Below are 17,572 nucleotides of genomic sequence, written 5' to 3' on the forward strand. Positions count from 1 at the left end.
TTCATCCCCTGGGTCTTCTGGATTTTCATCCCTGGGTCTTCTGGATGGCTTCGCGGAGCACCTGGCGGTCGTCGAAGGGACGGACCACCCCGGCGATGTCCTGGCCCTGCTCGTGGCCCTTGCCCGCGACCAGCACGGTGTCGCCGGGTTCGGCGCGGGCGACGGCGGCGGCGATCGCGGCGGCCCGGTCCTCGAAGACCTGCACCTCGCCGCGCTGGTGCGCGGGCACGGACGCCGCGCCCTGGAGCATCGTGGCGAGGATCGCGAGGGGGTCCTCGGAGCGGGGGTTGTCGGAGGTCAGTACGGCGGTGTCGGCGAGCCGCGCCGCGGCGGCGCCCATGGGCTCGCGCTTGGTCCTGTCCCGGTCGCCGCCGCAGCCGAGGACGATGTGCAGCCTGCCCTCGGTGACCTTGCGCAGGGCGCGCAGCACGGACTCGACGGCGTCGGTCTTGTGCGCGTAGTCGACGACCGCGAGGTAGGGCTGCCCGGCGTCCACGCGCTCCAGGCGGCCCGGGACGCCCGGGACGGCGGCGACGCCGTCGGCGGCAGCCTGCGGGTCGAGGCCGGCGACGGCGAGGGCGGCGATCGCGGCGAGGGTGTTGGCCACGTTGAAGGGACCGGGCAGCGGCGACTTGGCGCTGATCCGCTCGCCCTTGGGGCCGATGACGGTGAACGTCGAGTCCAGCCGGCCGACCTGGACGTCCTCGGCGCGCCAGTCGGCGTCGGGGTGGCCCTCGGCGGAGTAGGTGACGACCGGGACGGTGGCTTCCTTCGCCAGCCTGCGGCCGTACTCGTCGTCGACGTTGACCACACCGAGTCTGCCCCGTTTCGGGGTGAACAGCTGCGCCTTCGCCTGGAAGTAGTCCTCCATGTCGGAGTGGAACTCCATGTGCTCCGGGCTGAGGTTGGTGAAGACGCCGATGTCGAAGACGCAGCCGTCGACCCGGCCGAGGACCAGGGCGTGGCTGGAGACCTCCATGGCGACCGCGTCGACACCGCGTTCGCGCATGACGGCGAACAGGGCCTGGAGGTCGGTGGCTTCGGGGGTGGTGCGCTCGGACTTGATGCGCTCGTCGCCGATGCGCATCTCGACCGTGCCGATCAGGCCGGTGGACCTGACCGTCTTCAGGCCGCCCTCGACGAGGTAGGCGGTGGTGGTCTTGCCGGAGGTGCCGGTGATGCCGATCTGGAGCAGGTCCCGGCCGGGGTGGCCGTAGATCGTGGCGGCCAGCTCGCCCATCCGCCCCCGCGGGTCGTCGACGACCAGGACCGGCAGCCCGGACGCGGCGGCACGCTCGGCGCCGGTGGGGTCGGTCAGCACGGCGGCCGCGCCGAGGCCCGCGGCCTGATTGGCGAAGTCGGCGCCGTGCAGCCGGGCTCCCGGGAGGGCGGCGTAGAGGTCGCCGGGGCGCACGGCGCGCGAGTCATGGGTGATGCCCGTGATCTCGGCGGTGGTCTCCGGCGTGGCGGCACCCAGCTGATCGGCGAGCTCCGCGAGGGGTGTGGCGGAGACCTGCACCGGCCTGGGCGGCCCGGGATATGTCACGGGATGGCCCTTCTGGGTGGTTTGGGACTGATCAGCGTGTGGCACGGCGGTGAGCGTACCGGGCGTACCCGCCTCCGGGCGAAGTGAGGGGCTGGGGCTGCTCTGGTTCCCGGGGTCCGGGGTGATCGTTGTCACGGAGGCGGTCCTGGTGGCTCGGTGGGGCTGGGTGCTGATCAGGGCGGGGTCGGCGCTGATCACGGCTTGAAGGAGACGGGCAGCTTCGCGGGCTTGGCGCCGGTCGGCGGGACCTGGAGGGACTTCAGTGCGAACTCCATGACCTTCTTGTAGACGGGTCCGCAGATCTGGCCACCGAAGTAGCTGCCCCGGGTGGCGTTCTGAATGGCGCAGTAGACGGTGATGCGCGGCTTGTCCGCGGGGGCGAACCCGGCGAACGACGAGGTGTAGCCGTGGTACTTGCCGGTGGCCGGATCCACGCGGTTGGCAGTGCCCGTCTTGCCCGCGACGCGGTATCCGGGGATGCGCGCCTTGGTGCCGGTGCCCTCCTCGTCGTCCACGACGGACTCCAGCATCCGGGCGAGCGTTTTCGCCGTCTCGGCGCTGACGACCCGGTTCTTCGCGGGCTTCGGAGCGGGGGTGAAGCGCCCGTCGGGGCCCTTGGTGCCGCGCACGAGGGTGGGTTCGAGGCGGACGCCGCCGTTGGCGATGGTCGAGTACACCGAGGCCGCCTGCATGGCGTTGATGGAGACGCCCTGGCCGAAAGGGATCGTGTACTGCTGCGAGGTCGACCACTTGTCGGGCGGGGCGAGGATGCCCTTGGTCTCGCCGGGGAAGCCGAGCCCGGTGTAGCTGCCGAGGCCGAACTTGCGCAGGTAGTCGTAGAGGACCTTGTTGGCCTGGGCCTGGGTCTTGCCGAGCTGGCCGGTGGCGAGGATGGTGCCGATGTTGCTGGACTTGGCCAGGACGCCGTTGAGCGTCAGGTACCAGGTCGGGTGGTCGATGTCGTCCTTGAAGAGCCGGTCGCCGCGGTGCAGCCGGTTGGGCACGACGACATGGGTCATGGGGGTGGCGGCCTGCTCCTGGAGGACGGCGGCCATCGACATGACCTTGGCGGTGGATCCGGGTTCGAAGGCGTCCTGGAGGGCGGCGTTGCCGAGGGCGGCCGGGTCGGCGTCGGACAGGTCGTTCGGGTCGAAGCCGGGCGAGTTGGCCATGGCCAGGATCTGCCCGGTGCGGGTGTCCTGGACGATGACGTAGCCGCGGTCGGCCGCGGACTCCTTCACCTGCTCGGTGATGGCGTTCTGCGCGGCCCACTGGATGTCGCGGTCGATGGTGAGCTCGACGTCGCTGCCCGGCACCGCGGGCGTCTCGGTGGCGCCCCCAGCGGTGGGGACCAGGCGGCCGCCGGACTGGGCGTAGCGGATCTTGCCGTCCTTGCCGGCGAGCTGCTTGTCGAGTTGCAGTTCGATGCCGCCGCCGGGCTTGCCCTCGCCGTTGACCCAGCCCAGTATCCCGGCGGCGAGGTCGCCGCCCGGGTACACGCGCTTGCTGGTGGCGACGGAGAAGACGCCCGAGAGGACGTTGTGCGTGGACTTGTCCGTCTCCGCCTTCTTGGCGAGCGCCGACTTGAGGTCCTTGATCTGCTTCCAGACCTGCGGGGTCTGACGGGAGGCCAGTTTGACGTAGCGGATGGCCTTGTTCTTCGGCCGCAGCTTCTTGACCAGGGCGTCCTGCTCCTGGCCGAGGATGGGCGCGAGGAGTGCGGCCGCCTGCTCGGGCCCGTCACCGATCTTCAGCTGGCCGGGCGCGAACATCGTGGGGTCGGCGGTGATGTCGTAGGCGTCCTCGCTGGTCGCGAGGGCCACACCGGACCGGTCGGTGATCTCGCCCCGGTCCGCGGCGAGGATCTGGCCCACGTAGCGGTTCTGCTCGGCCTTGGCGGCGTACGTGCTCGCGTCGACGGCCTGCACCTGGAACAGCCGTACGACGAAGGCGATCAGGACCAGGGTCAGCGCGAGCCCGACCAGGCGCAGGCGGGGGCGGGGGCTGCCGAGCTTCAGTTGCTTGGGCGCCGCCGGGCGGCCCTGTCCCGGCCGCCGGGCCGGACGGGCACCGGGGCCGGGGCGGCGCCGGGCATCGGGGCGAGCGGGCCTGGCGGGGCCGGGCACGCGGCGACGTGGCGGTTCCCTGTCGGACACTTCCGTCACCTGCCGGGGGTGGGAGTAGGGCCGTCGGTCATGGCCTCGGGGGCGAGGACCAGGGGGATGTGCGCGGAGGACTGCCCGACGCCGGAGGCGGGACCGGGGACGCCCTTGACGGTGCCGTCGGGATCGAGGAAGGCGGGGTCGCCGCCGGGCACCATGCCGAGCTCCCGGGCGCGGCGCTGGAGGGCCCCGGGGGCGGAGTAGGCGTCGATGTCCCGCTGGAGGGCCTGCTCCTCGTCGGTGAGGTTCTTGGTCCCGCGCTGGAGGTCGTCGAGTTTGAACGCGCCCTCGCTGAGGGCCGAGTTCAGCACCAGGAGGCAGATGAGACCGCCGCCGAGGAGGAGGACGACCAGGAGGACGAAGGGCGTGCGGGCCGCCTGCCCGGGGCCGGTCGGGAGGAGCCGCGCGAGTCGGGCCGCCCTCCCCTTCAGTTCGGGTTTGCCGCTCACGCACGCTCCCTCGGTCCGGCCTGCTCACGCCTCACTCGACGTCCTCCCTGATGCGCTGGGCCCCGCGCAGCCGCGCCGGTGCCGCCCGCCGGTTCTCGGCGATCTCCTCTTCGGTGGGGAGTTCGGCACCGCGCGTGAGCAGCTTGAGCCGCGGCTGGTAGCGCTCGGGGACGACGGGCAGCCCGGGCGGCGCGGTGGTGGCGGCGCCCGCCGCGAAGACCTGCTTGACCAGCCGGTCCTCCAGCGAGTGGTACGACAGGACCGCGATCCGCCCGCCCACGTCGAGTGCCTTCACGGCGGCGGGGATCGCGCGCTCCAGGACGGAGAGCTCGCCGTTGACCTCGATGCGCAGGGCCTGGAAGGTGCGCTTGGCCGGGTTGCCGCCGGTGCGCTTGGCGGCCTGCGGCAGGGCGTCGCGGATCAGCTCGACCAGCCGCGCGCTGGTGCTGAACGGCTCCTTCTCCCGCTCGCGCACGATCGCGCTCACGATCCGCTTGGCCTGCTTCTCCTCGCCGTAGGCCCGCAGGATGCGGACCAGTTCGCCCGGCGGGTAGGTGTTGAGGACCTCGGCGGCACTGACGCCGGTCGTCTGGTCCATGCGCATGTCGAGCGGGGCGTCCTGGGCGTAGGCGAAGCCGCGGTCGGCCTCGTCGAGCTGCATGGAGGAGACGCCCAGGTCGAACAGGACACCCTGCACGCGCGCGATGCCGAGCCTGCGCAGCACCTCGGGGAGCTCGTCGTAGACGGCGTGGACGAGGGTCGCGCGCTCACCGTGGGGGGCGAGGCGCTCGCCGGACAGGCGCAGGGCCTCCTTGTCGCGGTCGAGGGCGACGAGCCGGGCGTCGGGGAACCTCTCGAGGAGCGCCTCGCTGTGGCCGCCGAGGCCGAGGGTGCAGTCGACGACCACGGCGTCCGGGCCCCCGAGGGCGGGTGCCAGCAGGTCCAGGCACCGCTGGAGCATCACCGGGACGTGTCGACTCTCGCTCAAGGGGCCCTCTCAGATCCGGCGGGCCCTACGCACCGCCGGGTCCCCGCCCGCTCGTGAAGGGGAGACCTGCCGGCGCCGGAAGCGTCGGCCGGCCGGGAGCGGGAGGAGGCCGAGCCGTGCGTACGCGCCGCGCACGCGGGGAGATCTCCGGTCGTCGCCGGGGTCTCCGAAGAAATCAGTCCAGCGGGGAGAGTCTCGCCTCCCGCTTCGCGTCACTTTAGTCCACCCTGTCGCCCGGTCAATCAACCGGCCTGCGCGTCGCCGCCGTTCGCGCGCAGACCGGGGCGGCACCCATGTGGGTTACCTCACACACCTCACTCGACGGCATTCTTTGTTCACTTCCACAGGAGGCCTGCACGGGGTGTGACCAGTAACGTCATGACTATGACGACTTCTGCATCGTTTCCCACAGGTTCGGAGAGCGCCATCAAGGTCGGCAGCACGGTCACCGACCGTCTCGTGGAGGCCAACGCCCGGTACGCCGACGCCTTCTCCGACCCGGGGATGGACGCCCGGCCCGTGCTGCACGTCGCCGTCGTGGCCTGCATGGACGCCCGTCTCGACCTGCACGCGGCGCTCGGCCTGGAGCTGGGCGACTGCCACACGATCCGCAACGCGGGCGGCGTCGTCACCGACGACGTGATCCGCTCCCTCACCATCAGCCAGCGCAAGCTGGGCACCCGCAGCGTGGTGCTCATCCACCACACCGGCTGCGGCCTGGAGAGCCTCACCGAGGACTTCCGCAACGAGCTGGAGGCCGAGGTCGGCCAGCGCCCGGCGTGGGCCGTGGAGTCCTTCCGGGACGTCGACCAGGACGTGCGGCAGTCGATGCAGCGCGTGCGCACCTCGCCGTTCGTGCCGCACACCGACGACGTGCGCGGATTCGTGTTCGACGTGAAGACCGGCCTGCTGCGGGAGGTCGACCCGGTCGCCTGATTTCCGGCCCGCTGACCTGGGTGCCGTGGGCCGCCCGCCCCGGAAGGCCACCTGCTGTAGCTGTCGAAAGCCTGTCAGTCACGCGTTCGAATGGTCGCAAGACCGGCATATCGCGGCCAGTTGTCCACAGTCGAGTGACACGAATCGGTAACGGCAGCAAGAATGCGGGAGTGGCGTCGCGCGGAACTTTTCACGCGTGGTGTCCGTGGTTCGGGGAGGGCCGGCCCGCGTCATGCGCGGTCGACCCTGGAAAATGGGGTATCCCGTGCTCCCTGAGAGCGCGGGAAAGGCCGAGGAGGGCCGGGTGACGACCTATGACGATCGAGCGAGCCTCACTGATCTGACCGCCGTGGTGGAGCGCGTGCGGGAGTCGGTGGAAGGCGTGATCGAGGGCAAGCCCGAGGTCGTACGGCTCTCGCTGACCGTGCTGCTCGCCGAGGGACATCTGCTGATCGAGGACGTCCCGGGAGTCGGCAAGACGATGCTGGCCAAGGCGCTGGCGCGGTCCATCGACTGCTCGGTGCGGCGCATCCAGTTCACGCCCGACCTGCTGCCGTCGGACATCACCGGTGTGTCCATCTGGGACCAGCAGCGCCGCGACTTCGAGTTCAAGCCGGGCGCGATCTTCGCGCAGGTGGTGATCGGCGACGAGATCAACCGCGCGTCGCCCAAGACGCAGTCCGCGCTCCTGGAGTCGATGGAGGAGCGCCAGGTCACCATCGACGGCAAGACCTACGAGCTGCCCAGCCCCTTCATGGTGGTGGCGACGCAGAACCCGGTCGAGATGGAGGGCACCTACCCGCTGCCGGAGGCCCAGCGCGACCGCTTCATGGCCCGGGTGTCGGTGGGCTACCCGAGCGCGGAGGCCGAACTGCAGATGCTGGACGTGCACGGCGGCGTCTCGCCGCTGGAGGACCTCCAGCCCGTGGCCCACGCGCACGAGATCCTCAAGCTGATCGACGCCGTGCGCGGAGTGCACGTCGCCGAGCCGGTCCGGCGCTACGCGGTCGACCTGGTCGCCGCCACGCGCACGCACCCCGATCTGAGACTGGGCGCCTCCCCGCGCGCGACGCTGCACCTGCTGCGCGCGGCGAAGGCGTCCGCGGCCCTCAGCGGCCGGGAGTACGCGCTGCCGGACGACCTGCAGGCCCTCGCCGTCGCCGTCCTGGCCCACCGGTTGCTCCCCACCGCCCAGGCCCAGCTCAACCGGCGCACCGCCGAGCAGGTCGTCGAGGAGATCCTGCAGCGCACGCCCGTACCGGCGGCGCCGCAGCAGCAGAGCGGCTTCGGCGGCCTGGGCCGCCAGGCGCCGGCGTATCCCCAGCAGCCGCCACGGAGGCTGTGATGACCACCGCGGGGACGGGGCACGCGGAAGCCGACCGGGGCGAGAAGGGCGGCATCCGCACCGCCCTGGCCGGTCTGACCACCCGCGGACGCTCCTTCCTGGCCGCCGGAGTCGCGGCCGCGATCTGTTCGTACGTACTCGGGCAGAGCGACCTGCTGCGCGTGGGTCTGCTGCTGGCGGTGCTGCCTCTGGTGTGCGCGGCGGTGCTGTACCGCACGCGCTACCGGGTCGCGGGCAGCCGCCGGCTCTCCCCCGCGCGCGTGCCCGCCGGCAGCGAGGCCAGGGTCCACCTGCGGATGGACAACGTGTCGCGGCTGCCAACGGGCCTGCTGATGCTCCAGGACCGGGTGCCGTACGTGCTCGGCCCGCGGCCCCGTTTCGTGCTCGACCGGGTGGAGGCGGGCGGCCGGCGCGAGGTGTCCTACCGGGTGCGCTCCGACCTGCGCGGCCGCTACCCGCTGGGTCCGCTCCAGCTGCGCCTGACCGACCCGTTCGGCATGTGCGAGCTGACCCGGTCCTTCTCGACGTACGACACCCTCACGGTCATCCCGCGCGTGGAGCCGCTGGCGCCGGTGCGCCTCAGCGGCGAGGCGAAGGGGTACGGCGACGGGCGGCAGCGTTCGCTCGCGCTGGCCGGCGAGGACGACGTGATCCCGCGCGGCTACCGCTACGGCGACGATCTGCGCCGGGTGCACTGGCGCTCCACCGCCCGCTACGGCGAGCTGATGGTGCGCCGCGAGGAGCAGCCCCAGCGCGCCCGCTGCACGGTGCTGCTGGACACCCGGGGCGTCGCCTACGAGGGCGCCGGACCGGACTCGGCCTTCGAATGGGCCGTGTCGGGCGCAGCGTCCGTGCTGGTGCACATGCTTGAACGGGGCTACTCGGTACGGCTGCTGACGGACACCGGCGACGCGGTGCCAGGAGAGGGCGGGGACGGCTTCGCGGGCGCGAGCCAGGAGTCGGCCGACGCGGCCGGGCTGATGATGGACACCCTCGCCGTGATCGACCACTCCGACGGCGCGGGCCTGTCCCGGGCCTACGACGTGCTGCGCGGCGGGAACGAGGGGCTGCTGGTGGCCTTCCTCGGCGACCTGGACGAGGACCAGGCGGCCGTGCTGGGCCGGATGCGGCAGCGCAGCCCGGGGGCGGTCGCCTTCGTGCTGGACAGCGACACCTGGGTGCGGGAACCGAGCGACGTGCCCGGCCCGTTGGACAGGAGCGGCGACCGGCTGCGCATGCTGCGCGAGGCGGGCTGGACGGCCCTGCGCGTGCCGCGCGGCGCCTCGGTGGACGAGCTGTGGCGGCAGGCCGACCGGGAACGCCGGGGTGTGGCCGCCGCAGGTGGCGGGGAGGGACCGTGATGAGCGGGCGGGTACGACTGACGCTGGGCGCGTGGGCGGCCACGCTGATGGCCGCGTGCGCCCTGCTGCCGCTGGTCGAGCCGGCCACATGGATCGTGCAGGCGGCCTTCCTGCTGGCCCTGCAGTCGGGCGTGGGCGCCGCCGCCCGCAGGGTGCCGCTGGCCCGGCCGCTGACGGTGGCGGCGCAGGCCGTGGTCACCGTGATGCTGCTGACCTTCGTCTTCGCCCGTGGGCAGGCCCTGGCCGGGCTGATCCCGGGGCCGCAGGCCTTCGACCGCTTCGCGCTCCTGCTCCAGCAGGGCGGGGACGACATCGCGCGGTACGCGATCCCGGCGCCCCTGGAGTCCGACGGCATCCGGCTGATGCTCATAGGCGGGGTCCTGATCATCGGCCTGCTGGTGGACGCCCTGGCGGTGACCTTCCGCAGCGCCGCCCCCGCCGGGCTGCCCCTGCTGGCCCTGTACTCCGTGGCCGCGGGGCTGTCCGACGGCGGCACGGACTGGCTGTGGTTCCTGGTGGCGGCGGCCGGTTATCTGATGCTGCTCCTGGCCGAGGGCCGGGACCGGCTCTCGCAGTGGGGGCGGGTCTTCGGCGGTGCTCCGCGCACGGCCGGCGGGGAGCCGAGCGGCGCGGTCGCCCCGGTGCGCACCGGCCGGCGCATCGGCGTGGTCGCGCTGGGCATCGCCCTGGTGGTGCCGCTCGGCCTGCCCGCGATGAACGGCGGCCTGCTCGACTCCGTGGGAGCGGGTGCGGGCGGCGGACCCGGCGGCGGGGGCACGATATCCGCCGTGAACCCGCTGGTGTCGCTGCGGGACAGCCTGAACGCGGACGAGGACCAGCAGGTCCTGTCCGTGCGGACCAAGATGGAAGACGTCTCGGACCTGTATCTGCGGATCGTGTCCCTGGACGACTTCGACGGCACCACGTGGAAGCCGTCCCGGAGGTCCATCACCGCCGTCCCCGACGGCAGTTTCCCGGACCCGGTCGGCCTCAGCCCGGACGTCAAGCGCATCGAGGTCGACACCACGATCACGGCGGCCGACTGGTACGCCCAGGACTGGCTGCCCATGCCCTACCCTCCGAGTGGCGTGCGCATCAGCGGCAACTGGCGGTACGAGCCGCTGGGCATGACGCTGGTCGGTGACCACGGGCAGAACACGCGAGGCCTGACGTACCAGGTCAAGAGCCTGGACGTGCGGCCGACGGCGGAGCAGCTGGCCTCGGCGGGGCCGCCGCCCGCGGACGTCGAGCGTGCCTTCACCGAGCTGCCCGACTCGCTGCCGTCGGTGGTGGCCCGCACCGCCCGCAAGGTCACCGCGGGCGCCGCCGACCCGTACGACCAGGCGGTCAAGCTCCAGGACTGGTTCGCCGTGACGGGCGGCTTCGAGTACGACACTCAGGTGCAGGTCGGCAGCGGCTCGCAGGCGATCGCCCGCTTCCTGAAGGACAAGCAGGGCTTCTGCGTGCACTTCTCCTTCGCGATGGCGGCGATGGCCCGCTCCCTGGGCATACCGGCCCGGGTGGCGGTGGGTTTCGCGCCCGGTTCCCCGCAGGCGGACGGCTCGGTGTCGGTCGGGCTGCGGGACGCGCACGCCTGGCCCGAGCTGTACTTCGAGGGCGTGGGCTGGACCCGCTTCGAGCCCACGCCGAACCGGGGCTCGATACCCGCGTACACCCTGCCGGACAGCCCGGACAGCTCGGTGCCGGACGCGGTGCGTCCGTCCCGGTCGGCGTCCACCGCGCCCTCCGCGGCGCCCTCGGCGAGCGAGTCCTGCACGCCCGAGCAGAAGAAGCTGGACGGCGGCTGCGCGAGCGAGTCACCGCAGGCGGCACTCCCCACCGACGACGACGGCCCGAGGTGGTACGCGTTCCTGGTGTGGGCTCTCGCCGGTCTCGCGGTTCTGGCGCTCCCGCTGGCACCGATGCTGTGGCGGCTGCGGACGCGCACGGCTCGGCTCGGGGCGCACGGCCGCAGCGAGGCGGACGCGGCGCTGCACACGCTGGCCGTCTGGCAGGAGCTGACCGACACGGCGTGGGACTACGGCATCACGCCGGACGAGTCCCAGACGCCGCGCAGGGCCGCCGCCCGTATCGTCCGGCTGGGCGACCTCGACGCCACGGCCGCGGCCTCGGTGCACCGGGTGGCGAACGCGGTGGAGCAGGTCTTGTACGCACCGCACCCCCGCCCGACGGCGGGCCTCACGGACGACGTCCACCGTGCGGTGGCGGGCCTGGGCGCGGCGGTCGGCCGCCCGGCCAGGCTGCGCGCGCTCCTGGCCCCCCGCTCCACCGTGCGTGTGGTGTGGGCGGCGTCGGCCTGGTGGTCGAGGGTCCGGGAGCGCGCCGTGGCGCTGCGGCCGACGTGGCGCAAGGCGTCGGGTCAGCAGGGCTGAGGGGGACGGGCGGATCGGCCCGCACCCACATGCGTCAGGGGGTGACCACCGACTCGGTGGTCACCCCCTGACGTACGGGTGGTCAGGCCTGGAGAGGCTGCGCGGAGGGGGCTAATGGCCGCCCTGCTCGTCGCGGCGCTTCTGCCAGCGCTGCTCGATGCGGTCCATCATGGAGCGGCGCTGCCGACTCTGCCGGCGGGCCTGGGGTCCGGCGGCACCGGCCGCCTGTTCGCCCGGCTTGGGAGCCTTGCGCCAGCCGGTCACGGCCAGCACCGCACAGCCCAGCATGACGAGGAAGCCCACGACACTGAGCCAGACCTGCTTGGCGACCATTCCGGCCATGAGGAGCGCGATACCTACGAGGAAGCCCGCGACCGCCTGGTAGACCCGTCGCCGGGTGTACGTGCGCAGCCCGCTTCCCTCAAGCGCTGTCGCGAACTTGGGATCTTCGGCGTACAGCGCTCGCTCCATCTGCTCGAGCATGCGCTGCTCGTGCTCCGAGAGCGGCACGGAGTCCTCCTCATCGTGCAGTCGCCGGGGCGACCCGGGGGGTCCCTTCAGGATAGGCAGGGAATCGCCCCCGTGAAACCCGCCCCTCTGCGCCAATTGGCCAACCGGAACCCGCCATGGGCGTCCCGGCTCGCTGAGGCTTCCATTCCCCGGCGGCCGACCCGTCATGCCGGAACGGTCTCCCTCGATCATACGGCGCGCCGCCCCCATTCGGGGGGCCTGTGGCGTACTCCATGCGCAGCCGAGGCGCTGATCAGCGGCGGTGCCTCACGAAGCGCTCAGGCCTAGACCGCCCCGTCGGTCTCGCCGGCCCCACCGGTCTCAGTGGCCCCGCCGGTCTCGCCCAGCACATGCAGCTGCGTGGCCACCGAGTGGAAGGCCGGAATCTCGGCCGCGGCCTCCTCCAGCTTCAGCAGCGCTTCCAGGGCCCCGGGCTCGGTGTCCACGAGGACGCCGGGCACGAGGTCGGCGAAGACCCGCACGCCGTGCACGGCCCCGACGCGCAGGCCCGCGCCCTCGACCAGGCCGGTGAGCTGCTCGGCGGTGAAGCGGCGCGGCACGGGGTCACCCGTGCCCCATCGTCCGTTCGGGTCGTCGAGCGCCTGCCGGGCCTCCTTGAAGTGCCCGGCGAGGGCACGGGCCAGCACGGCACCACCGAGGCCGGCGGCGAGCAGGCTGAGGACGCCCTCCGGGCGCAGCGCCGCCACCGCGTTGCGGACGCCCTCGGCCGGATCGTCCACGTACTCCAGGACACCGTGGCACAGCACCACGTCGTAGCCACCGCGCTCGGCCACGTCGAAGAGGCCGTGGGCGTCGCCCTGGACGCCCTTGACCCGGTCGGCGACACCGGCCTCGGCGGCGCGGCGCTCCAGGGCGAACAGGGCGTTGGGGCTGGGGTCGACGACGGTGACCCGGTGGCCCAGGCGGGCGACGGGCACCGCGAAGTTGCCGCTGCCGCCTCCGGTGTCGAGGACGTCCAGCGACTCCCGGCCCGTGGCCTTGACCCGGCGGTCCAGGGCGTCCTGGAGGACCTCCCAGACCACGGCGGTACGGAGTGAGGCGCGGGGGCGCATCGGGTCCGACACGGCAGTTGACTCCTCGGCGCGGCACCGCCTCTTGCACGGCGGCGCGATCGGGGCGTCTCCCCCGGCCCCGGCCACGAGGAGGGAAGACTTCAGGCGTCCCCCACCCTATTGCCTCAGCCGCGGCGTCCGGATGACCCGGTCCCGGAGGGCCCACGGATCAGGCCCCCCGGGCCCGGGGCCGACGAGACGAGCCGGGACCCGCCGCTGCCCGGTCAGCCCGCGTCCGGCATGTCCCTCCCCGTGCCGGGGTCCGGCCGCTCCTGGTCCGGGCGGGGCTGCGGGAGGACCGGCTGGAGAACCAGCATCCGCTCGACGAGACGCAGGAACATTGAGACGTCCCGTATCAGGTCGTCGGCGTCCCGGCCGGTGGCCGCGCCCTGGATGCCCGCCTCCGCCCGGGCGCGGCGCCGGGCGCCGGAGGCGAACAGGGCGCTCCACTCGGTCAGTTCGGGTGCGATCTCGGGGAGCACTTCCCAGGCGCTCCGGATCTTGGCCCGGGCCCGGGGCGAGGTCTCCGGGCGCCCCCGGGCGGCGAGCACCGCGGCGGCGGTGCGCAGGGCGGCGAGGTGGGCCGTCGCGTAGCGCTCGTTCGGCGTTTCCAGGGCGGTGGCCTCGTCGAGGCTCGCGCGGGCCTGGGCGAGAAGGTCGAGGGCGGCGGGCGGGGCCGTGGCCCGGCGCAGCACGGGGTGCACGTCGCTCGCCGGGCCGGTCAGTGAGGGGGCAGGGCCGGTGGCGCGGCGCCGACGGGCGGCTGCCGCGTGGTGGCTGGCCATGACGAACCTCCTGTCGTCTGGGTGACGGCACGTCCCGTCACGGAGTGCCGTATGTGACCCATCGTGAGGTATGGCACTGACAATCCGTTCTGACCTGCTGTTTTGCGTCGATCGTAGGTTCGGAGTAGTTTTTGCACTGACCAGTCAGTTCAATTCAGGGGTGACTCGTGGGGGAAAGGGCGGGAGGAGTGCGGATCGCCGCCGACGGCCTCGGGATCAAGGGGCCACGGGGGTGGGCGGTCCGCGGGATCTCCGTCGACGCCGAGCCCGGTTCGCTCGTCGCGGTCGAGGGCCCGTCCGGGTCCGGCCGCACGTGCCTGCTGCTCGCGCTGACGGGGCGGATGAAGGTCTCGGAGGGCACGGCCGTCGTGGGCGACGCGAGGCTGCCCAAGCAGATGGCGGCGGTACGGGCCGTCAGCGCACTCGCGCACGTCCCGGGCGTCACCGACCTCGACCCGGCGCTGACCGTCGCCGAGCACCTGCGGGAGCGGGCACTGCTCCAGCGCCGCTTCGGCCCCTCGCTGCGCGGCCTCCTGCGGTCCCGCGCCGAGCGGGCGGCCGAGGCCGGGCAGCGCGTGGACGCCGCGCTCGAAGCCGCCGGGCTCGACCTGGAGGCCCTGCCCAAGGGGCCGCGCACAGCCGTACGGGATCTGGAGCGCCTGGAGGCGCTGCGGCTGTCGGTCGCGCTCGCCCTGGTCGGCGGGCCGCGGCTGCTCGGCATCGACGACACCGACCTCAAGCTCTCGGACGGAGAGCGGGAGGAGGTCTGGGCGTTGCTCAGGTCCCTGGCCGACGCCGGTACGACGGTCGTGGCGGTGTGCAGCGAGGCCCCCGAGGGTGCCGTCGGGGTCTCCACCGCGCCAGGCGACGAGGAGCCGGCCACCGAGGACGACGAGGCCGACCAGGCCGACCAGGGGGAGGAGAAGGCCGATGCGTTCGCCGAGACTGGCCGCGCTTGAGCTGCGCCGCTTCGGGCGGGGGAAGCTGCCGCGCGCCGCGCTGGTCGCGCTGCTGGTGCTGCCGCTGCTGTACGGCGCGCTGTACCTGTGGTCGTTCTGGGACCCGTACGGCCGTCTGGACCGGATCCCCGTGGCACTCGTGAACGACGACAAGGGGGCGACCGCCGACGGCAAGAAGATCACGGCGGGCGACGACATCACGAAGGGCCTGCACGACAGCAAGACCTTCGACTGGCAGGAAGTGAGCGCCGCCGAGGCCCGCCGGGGCGTCGAGGACGGCAGCTACTACCTGTCGCTCACCATGCCCGCCGACTTCAGCGAGCGGATCGCCTCCAGCTCCGGGAACACCCCCGAGACCGGCGCCCTCCAGGTGCACACGAACGACGCGAACAACTACATCGTCGGGCAGATCTCCCGGACGGTCTTCAGCGAGGTGCGGCAGGCGGCGTCCACGAAGACGTCGCGGTCGTTCCTGGACAAGATCTTCGTGTCGTTCTCCGACATCCACGGCAAGACCGTGAAGGCGGCGAAGGGGGCCGACCAGCTCAAGGGCGGCATCGGCAAGGCCGAGAAGGGCTCCAAGGACCTCGCCGACGGCCTGAAGGACGCCAAGGACGGCAGCGGCAAGCTCTCCACGGGCCTGAAGAAGCTCCACACCGGCGCGGGCGACCTGGAGGACGGCTCGAAGCGGGTCGCCGAGGGCACGCAGAAGCTCGCCGACCGGGTCAACGGCACCGCCGACAAGGTCGGCCCGTTCCTCAGGGGCAACGAGAAGACCATCGGCGACACCGCCCAGCTGGTCGCCGACTCGTCCGGGGCGATCCGCAAGCACCTGGACACCCTGGTGAAGACGGCCCCGACCGCCGCCAAGGGCGCCCGCGCGGCGTCCGGCACGCTGAACGACGTCTACGCCCGGCGCTGCGACGACCCCGCCCTGCCCGACGCGGCCTGCTCCGACCTGAAGAAGGCCAAGGACGCGGTTGCCGACGTGACCACCATCGCGGACGACCTCAACACGCTGATCGCGGACCAGGACGGCGACCTGGACAAGCTCGACAAGAACCTCGCCACCCTCCAGAAGCAGTCCCAGGCCCTCGCGAACCGTGCGCCGCACCTCTCGGAGGACCTCGCCGACGCCGTCAAGAAGATCAACGCGTTGAACGACGGGGCGGCCGAGGTCGCCGCGGGCGCGAAGAAGCTGCACAAGGGGATCGGCACGGCCAAGACCGGCGCCGTCGACCTGGACAAGGGCGTCGGCGCACTGAAGACGGGCGCGGACGACCTCAACGGCGGCATCTTCAAGCTCGTCGGAGGCTCCGGGAAGCTCGCCGGCGGCCTGCACGACGGGGCGGAGCAGATCCCCGACTACGACGAGCAGGACCGCGACCGGCGCACCGAGGTCATGGCCGACCCCGTGCGGCTCGCCTCCCACGACCTGCACAAGGCGCCCAACTACGGCACCGGGTTCGCCCCGTACTTCATCCCGCTGTCCCTGTGGGTGGGCGCGATGGTGGCGTACATGCTGATCGCGCCCATGAACCGGCGGGCGCTCGCCGCGGGCGCCTCGGCGTGGCGGATCGCGCTGGCGGGCTGGCTGCCGGTGGTGGCGATCGGGGTGCTCCAGACGGTGGCGCTGATGTCGGTGCTGCACTGGGCGGTCGGTCTGGAGATGGCGCGGGCGGCCGGGACGGTGGGATTCCTGTTCCTGGTGACGGCGTGCTTCGCGGCGATCGTGCAGTGGCTGAACGCGCGCTTCGGTGCGGCGGGCCGGATCCTCGTACTCGCGCTGCTGATGCTCCAGCTGACCTCGGCGGGCGGCACGTACCCCGTGCAGACCAGCCCCGGATTCTTCAACGCGCTCCACCCGTTCCTCCCGATGAGCTACGTCGTCGAGGCGCTCAGGCGGCTCATCACCGGCGGTGGACTCGAACCGGTGTGGCACGCGTGCGTGGTGCTGACGGCGTTCACCGCGGGCGCCCTCGCGCTGACCGCCGTGGCGGCCCGTCGGCGCCAGGTGTGGACGCTGGACCGGCTGCACCCGGAGCTCAGCCTGTGAGCCCCACCGTCACGTCCCCCGGAGAGGTTCCTGTGACAATCAGGACCATGGAAAGCAGCAGTGCCGCGTCGGGCGGCAGCACGCGCCGCGAGGCCACCCGGCAGAAGCTCTACGAGGCGGCCGTCACGCTCATCGCCGAGCAGGGGTTCTCCGCCACGACCGTGGACGAGATCGCCGAGCGTGCCGGGGTCGCGAAGGGCACGGTCTACTACAACTTCGCGAGCAAGTCCGTCCTCTTCGAGGAACTGCTGCGGCACGGAGTGGGGCTGCTGACCGCCTCCCTGCGGGAAGCGGCCGAGCGGACCGCACAGGAGGGCGGCACCAAGGTCGACGCCCTGGACGCGATGATCCGCGCGGGCCTGGTCTTCATCGACCGCTACCCGGCCTTCACCCAGCTGTACGTGGCCGAGCTGTGGCGCACCAACCGGGCCTGGCAGTCCACACTGATGGTGGTCCGGCAGCAGGCCGTCGCGGTCGTGGAGGAGGTCCTGCGCGACGGCGTCGCGGGCGGTGAGTTCAGCGAGGAGATCGACATCTCGCTGACGGCGTCCGCCCTGGTCGGCATGGTCCTGGTGGCCGCGCTCGACTGGAAGTCCTTCCAGGCCGAACGCTCCCTGGACGACGTCCACGCGGCCTTGTCCCGGCTGCTCCAGGGACGAGTGAGCGGCTGCCGGTGACCGAACGCCCGGCGCGCATGTGAAAGCGCCGGTCCGGTGTGGCCGCGTCCCCCGCGGGCCACATCGAACCGGCGCCTTCCGTACTCCCCCGTGCGTCCCCCCGCAGGACCCCCGTTCGGTCGTCCCTCGGTCCTCCCCCGGTCTCCCCCGTGCCTCGCTCCCGCCGACACCGTCGGCGGAAGGAGCGGATCGTGGGCCGGCTCCCGCTCCGGCGCCCCGTGTCGCCGGTGCCGGAGCCGAGCCCCTCTCCGTGTCTCCACTCTCTCGTCCGCGCAGGTCGTTCCCCATCCGCGCGGGTACTCAACTCCGCGGCTAGGTACGGATACCTACTC

General features: G+C 72.6%; 14 protein-coding genes. 7 read left to right on the forward strand and 7 right to left on the reverse strand.

The annotated features are described in order from the left end of the window. Positions 1-25: 25 nt before the first annotated feature. The 4 genes from ACIRDU_RS01780 to rsmH form a co-directional block, all read right to left on the reverse strand. Positions 26-1,546 (reverse strand): UDP-N-acetylmuramoyl-L-alanyl-D-glutamate--2,6-diaminopimelate ligase, encoded by a 1,521-nt coding sequence (locus ACIRDU_RS01780; protein ID WP_403572964.1) that lies wholly within the window; start codon positions 1,544-1,546, stop codon positions 26-28. 194 nt (positions 1,547-1,740) lie between these two features. Next, a complete protein-coding gene (locus ACIRDU_RS01785; RefSeq protein ID WP_403572967.1) occupies positions 1,741-3,702 on the reverse strand; it encodes a peptidoglycan D,D-transpeptidase FtsI family protein in 1,962 nt (653 codons plus the stop codon). A 5-nt stretch (positions 3,703-3,707) separates the two neighbouring features. Beyond that, positions 3,708-4,157, reverse strand: coding sequence for a hypothetical protein (locus ACIRDU_RS01790; RefSeq protein ID WP_403572968.1), 450 nt, complete (start codon positions 4,155-4,157; stop codon positions 3,708-3,710). A 31-nt stretch (positions 4,158-4,188) separates the two neighbouring features. Next, positions 4,189-5,145 (reverse strand): 16S rRNA (cytosine(1402)-N(4))-methyltransferase RsmH, encoded by a 957-nt coding sequence (rsmH, locus tag ACIRDU_RS01795; RefSeq protein ID WP_403572971.1) that lies wholly within the window; start codon positions 5,143-5,145, stop codon positions 4,189-4,191. Between the two features lie 384 nt (positions 5,146-5,529). Between rsmH and ACIRDU_RS01800 the strand changes: the two genes are divergently transcribed. The 4 genes from ACIRDU_RS01800 to ACIRDU_RS01815 all read left to right on the forward strand — a co-directional run bounded on the left by ACIRDU_RS01800 (position 5,530) and on the right by ACIRDU_RS01815 (position 11,180). After that, positions 5,530-6,081: a beta-class carbonic anhydrase gene (locus tag ACIRDU_RS01800; RefSeq protein WP_403572974.1), complete on the forward strand. Its 552-nt coding sequence runs from the start codon at positions 5,530-5,532 to the stop codon at positions 6,079-6,081. Positions 6,082-6,385: 304 nt separating this feature from the next. Continuing rightward, positions 6,386-7,426 (forward strand): AAA family ATPase, encoded by a 1,041-nt coding sequence (locus ACIRDU_RS01805; protein ID WP_403572977.1) that lies wholly within the window; start codon positions 6,386-6,388, stop codon positions 7,424-7,426. Next, positions 7,426-8,787, forward strand: a complete 1,362-nt coding sequence (locus ACIRDU_RS01810) for a DUF58 domain-containing protein (protein WP_403572980.1) — start codon at positions 7,426-7,428, stop codon at positions 8,785-8,787. Before ACIRDU_RS01805 ends, ACIRDU_RS01810 begins: the two co-directional genes overlap by 1 nt. Continuing rightward, positions 8,787-11,180, forward strand: coding sequence for a DUF3488 and DUF4129 domain-containing transglutaminase family protein (locus tag ACIRDU_RS01815; protein ID WP_403572983.1), 2,394 nt, complete (start codon positions 8,787-8,789; stop codon positions 11,178-11,180). Before ACIRDU_RS01810 ends, ACIRDU_RS01815 begins: the two co-directional genes overlap by 1 nt. 111 nt (positions 11,181-11,291) lie before the next feature. Here the strand turns inward: ACIRDU_RS01815 and ACIRDU_RS01820 are convergent, their stop codons facing one another. The 3 genes from ACIRDU_RS01820 to ACIRDU_RS01830 form a co-directional block, all read right to left on the reverse strand. Next, a complete protein-coding gene (locus ACIRDU_RS01820) occupies positions 11,292-11,690 on the reverse strand; it encodes a DUF3040 domain-containing protein (RefSeq protein ID WP_403572986.1) in 399 nt (132 codons plus the stop codon). A gap of 284 nt (positions 11,691-11,974) precedes the next feature. Continuing rightward, positions 11,975-12,775 carry a methyltransferase gene (locus tag ACIRDU_RS01825; RefSeq protein WP_403572989.1) on the reverse strand — a complete coding sequence of 267 codons (801 nt, stop codon included), beginning with the start codon at positions 12,773-12,775 and terminating at the stop codon, positions 11,975-11,977. Positions 12,776-12,987: 212 nt separating this feature from the next. Further along, positions 12,988-13,548: an SAV_6107 family HEPN domain-containing protein gene (locus ACIRDU_RS01830; protein WP_403572992.1), complete on the reverse strand. Its 561-nt coding sequence runs from the start codon at positions 13,546-13,548 to the stop codon at positions 12,988-12,990. A gap of 167 nt (positions 13,549-13,715) precedes the next feature. Here ACIRDU_RS01830 and ACIRDU_RS01835 point away from each other — a divergent pair, with 167 nt between their 5' ends. The 3 genes from ACIRDU_RS01835 to ACIRDU_RS01845 are packed head-to-tail and all read left to right on the forward strand — an operon-like array spanning position 13,716 to position 17,240. Continuing rightward, positions 13,716-14,507 carry an ATP-binding cassette domain-containing protein gene (locus ACIRDU_RS01835; RefSeq protein ID WP_403572994.1) on the forward strand — a complete coding sequence of 264 codons (792 nt, stop codon included), beginning with the start codon at positions 13,716-13,718 and terminating at the stop codon, positions 14,505-14,507. Beyond that, positions 14,479-16,563 (forward strand): YhgE/Pip family protein, encoded by a 2,085-nt coding sequence (locus ACIRDU_RS01840; protein WP_403572996.1) that lies wholly within the window; start codon positions 14,479-14,481, stop codon positions 16,561-16,563. Before ACIRDU_RS01835 ends, ACIRDU_RS01840 begins: the two co-directional genes overlap by 29 nt. Before the next feature lie 47 nt (positions 16,564-16,610). Next, a complete protein-coding gene (locus ACIRDU_RS01845) occupies positions 16,611-17,240 on the forward strand; it encodes a TetR/AcrR family transcriptional regulator (protein ID WP_403572998.1) in 630 nt (209 codons plus the stop codon). Positions 17,241-17,572: the final 332 nt, after the last annotated feature.

The sequence above is a fragment of the Streptomyces sp. NPDC093598 genome, assembly GCF_044764825.1.
Taxonomy (GTDB): domain Bacteria; phylum Actinomycetota; class Actinomycetes; order Streptomycetales; family Streptomycetaceae; genus Streptomyces.

Bases quoted from the DNA above. Each gene is read 5' to 3' on its own strand.
- ACIRDU_RS01800 (WP_403572974.1), top strand. From the start codon at position 5,530: ATGACGACTTCTGCATCGTTTCCCACAGGTTCGGAGAGCGCCATCAAG.
- ACIRDU_RS01810 (WP_403572980.1), top strand. From the start codon at position 7,426: ATGACCACCGCGGGGACGGGGCACGCGGAAGCCGACCGGGGCGAGAAG.
- ACIRDU_RS01815 (WP_403572983.1), top strand. From the start codon at position 8,787: ATGAGCGGGCGGGTACGACTGACGCTGGGCGCGTGGGCGGCCACGCTG.
- ACIRDU_RS01830 (WP_403572992.1), bottom strand. From the start codon at position 13,548: ATGGCCAGCCACCACGCGGCAGCCGCCCGTCGGCGCCGCGCCACCGGC.
- ACIRDU_RS01840 (WP_403572996.1), top strand. From the start codon at position 14,479: ATGCGTTCGCCGAGACTGGCCGCGCTTGAGCTGCGCCGCTTCGGGCGG.
- ACIRDU_RS01845 (WP_403572998.1), top strand. From the start codon at position 16,611: ATGGAAAGCAGCAGTGCCGCGTCGGGCGGCAGCACGCGCCGCGAGGCC.